Below are 2942 nucleotides of genomic sequence, written 5' to 3'. Positions count from 1 at the left end.
GGCCTGGCCCTGAGCCGCGTGCTGTCCGGGTGGCCTGTTGCCGCGGACACCGCGCGGTAACCCAGCGCAGCGTCCCTGCCCGGGACAGGCGTCGGGCACGCAGGAATGAGCGGGCAGGGCGAGCGCTTCGTCCGATCCTAGTCGGATGCCGGTTCCCTCACCGGTATGGTCAGTGCATGCTTGTGCCATGGCCTTTGATGCTTTCGCGCTGATCCTGGCCATGCTCGCGTTGGGCATGGTTTTCGCAAGGTTGCGCACCTTTCCCGACAACGCCGCCGACACGCTCAACAAGGTCGTGCTGTATGTGTGCCTGCCGGCGGCGGTGCTGACCTATGTGCCGCGGTTGCAGCTGGATACCGCGCTGCTCGGCCTGATGCTCACACCCTGGGTGTTGATGGGGTTGACGCTGGCGCTGGTCAGCCTGGCCACCCGGCTGTTCGGCTTCGAACGGCAGGTGCATGCGGTGTTGCTGCTGTGCGTGGCGTTGTGCAACTCCAGCTTCATCGGCTACCCGATGGTGCGCGCGCTGCTGGGTGACCACGCCTTGCCGTATGCGGTGGTCTACGACCAGTTCGGCACCTTCGTGCTGCTGTCCACGTTCGGGCTGTATGTGCTGGCGCGTTACAGCGGCGATGCGCCACCGGGCGGACGTGCGATCGTGCTGCGGATCCTGAAGTTCCCGCCGCTGTGGGCACTGGGGTTCGCGCTGGTGCTGATGCCGGCCAGTCCGCCGGCCTGGATCGCATTGGCGTTGAAGAACCTGGCTGATGCGATGCTGCCGCTGGTGATGCTGGCCGTCGGCTTGACCATCCAGCTGCGGCTGACGCGTGCTGAACTTGCGCCGTTGGGGGTGGGGCTGCTGCTCAAGCTGGTGGTGCTGCCGGCGGCGGCCCTGCCGCTGTCGTGGGCGTTTGGATTGCAGGGCGAGATGTTGCGGGTCAACGTGCTGGAAACCGCCATGCCGACCATGATCACCGCGGCCGCGCTGGCGATCTCGCACCGGCTGGCGCCGCGACTGGCCGCCGCGCTGGTCGGTTACGGCATCGTGTTGTCGCTTGTCACCTTGCCGGTCTGGGTGTGGGTGTTGCACCGGGTTTCCTGATACAACGTGTCCGGGAGCCGCTACCGCTCCCTCCACTTCCAGGAAGGAGTTGGCTGATGAAGGGCAACAAAGCGTTCTTTCTCTTGTTTGGCACGTTGCTGTCGGTCCCCGGTCTGGCTGGCGGATCAACGTCTCCCGAACCTACCGTCGAGTCGGGGGCGAACGACTTTCACGCACCGATGCTGCAGAAAGCGCAGGAGCTGGCAGCCAGCGGGCAGCCACTGGCGTTGCTGGTAGCATCACGCTTGGCCTTGCCGACCGAGCTGTCGGCGCAGCCACACCCATCGTCCGTTCCCCGCCAGAGTGATGCTTGGCTGGAGCAGGCCATCCGCGAGGGCAGCGAGCAGCCTGTGATAGCGCGCGCGGCGGTGAGCCGTTGCATCAGCGCGGGACAGTGCGACATCCCCCTGGCGATTCGTATACTGAAAACGCAGGAAGCCGATGAAGCAATTGCACAGCTGCTTTTATGGCGCATGGCCGTGGCTTTGGGCGATACCGAGGAGGCGTCGCTGGCATGGACGCGCGCGACCCAAGCGACCCGCTTTGTTGATGAATATGCCGAAGGACTGGACATGCTCGATCGCATGACCCGCGGCATGCGTATTCCAGTGCACTCCACGGCGGTGCAGACCGATCCGGAACAGGCGCGCCTGATCATGGTGTATGCCTTGGCCTCGGCCTTCTCCATGACAGCGCTGGGTGAGGTGCAGCAGCAATGTCCAGCACCTGTCGACGCTACGCGCAGCGAGGGATGTCGAAACCTCCTGACGTTGCTGGCCGGCAGCAATGCGCTGCTGGCCAGCAGCTATGGAAGCGCAAGGATGCAGGTATATGCCCGGGATGCGACTGAGCGTGAATACTGGCAGCAACGCCGGCGCGAAGTGGCCTGGATCTCCGGGCAGGCGCTGGGTTTGCTGTCGCACCAGGCCGATGGAGGCACCGTGGCGGAAATGCAGCAGTACCTGCGCTGGAACGTGGTATCGGGCGAATTGGGTGCGATGCGGCAACTGTTGGCGGCGAACGATATCCCGCCAACGCCGCCGCTGAACTGGCAGCCGGAAAAGGTTCTCTAAGGCCTCACCCGCCTGCGGGGGAGGCGGCAGGGCCTCAATCCGCCGACACCGTGCGTTCGCGTGCCCACGCACGCAGCGCCTGCACCGGTTCGGCCATCAGCACCGACAGCGGCCTTGTGCTGCGGATCTCGGCCATCAGCAGTTCGGTGTCCAGGGGCTTCTGCTCGGCGTGGGCGGCGTACAGGCCGGCGACGATGGCCTGCTCGATTTCGGCACCGGAGAAGCCTTCGCTGGCTGCGGCCAGGGCCGGCAGCGCGAAATTCCCGGCAACGAGGCCGCGCTTGCCCAGGTGCAGGCGCAGCAGCTCCACGCGGGTGTCCGGCGAGGGCAGGTCGACAAAGAAGATCTCGTCGAAACGGCCCTTGCGCAGCAGCTCGGCCGGCAGTTCCTGTACCTGGTTGGCGGTGGCGACGATGAACACCGGCGCCTTGCGCTCGGCCATCCAGGTCAGCAGATAGCCCAGGACGCGGCGTGACACACCGCCGTCCTCGCCGTTGCTGGCCAGCCCTTTTTCGATCTCGTCGATCCACAGCACGCACGGCGCCAGCTGCTCGGCCGAGGCCAGCGCATCGCGCAGGTTCTTTTCGGTTTCGCCGTGGTACTTGTTGTAGAGCATGCCGAAGTCCAGCCGCAGCAACGGCACGCCGAACCCGGTGGCGGTGGCCTTGGCCAGCATCGACTTGCCGCAGCCCTGCACGCCCAGCAGCAGCATGCCCCTGGGCGGGTCCAGTCCGGGTGGTGCGGTGCCGGCGACGAACACCGCGCGG

3 protein-coding genes are annotated in these 2942 nt (G+C 66.0%); 2 read left to right on the top strand and 1 reads right to left on the bottom strand.

All coding sequences use genetic code 11. The features are described 5' to 3' along the window. Positions 1–187 precede the first annotated feature (187 nt). Together JCM9942_RS13195 and JCM9942_RS13190 are read left to right on the top strand one after the other, a co-directional pair. On the top strand, positions 188–1102 hold the full coding sequence (locus tag JCM9942_RS13195) for an AEC family transporter (protein ID WP_054660235.1): 915 nt from the start codon (positions 188–190) through the stop codon (positions 1100–1102). 56 nt (positions 1103–1158) lie between these two features. After that, positions 1159–2175: a hypothetical protein gene (locus tag JCM9942_RS13190; RefSeq protein ID WP_054660233.1), complete on the top strand. Its 1017-nt coding sequence runs from the start codon at positions 1159–1161 to the stop codon at positions 2173–2175. Between the two features lie 34 nt (positions 2176–2209). Here JCM9942_RS13190 and JCM9942_RS13185 read toward each other — a convergent pair. Then, positions 2210–2942, bottom strand: a 733-nt coding sequence (locus JCM9942_RS13185) for an AAA family ATPase (protein ID WP_157722923.1), incomplete at its 5' end; no start/stop codon positions are given.

It is taken from the genome of Stenotrophomonas pictorum JCM 9942 (genome assembly GCF_001310775.1).
In the GTDB taxonomy this organism is placed as follows: domain Bacteria; phylum Pseudomonadota; class Gammaproteobacteria; order Xanthomonadales; family Xanthomonadaceae; genus Stenotrophomonas; species Stenotrophomonas pictorum.
This window is presented reverse-complemented; position numbering and strand designations above follow the sequence as displayed.

What these genes read in the sequence shown, in the direction of transcription:
- JCM9942_RS13195 (WP_054660235.1), top strand. Translation starts at nt 188, where the DNA reads ATGGCCTTTGATGCTTTCGCGCTGATCCTGGCCATGCTCGCGTTGGGC.
- JCM9942_RS13190 (WP_054660233.1), top strand. Translation starts at nt 1,159, where the DNA reads ATGAAGGGCAACAAAGCGTTCTTTCTCTTGTTTGGCACGTTGCTGTCG.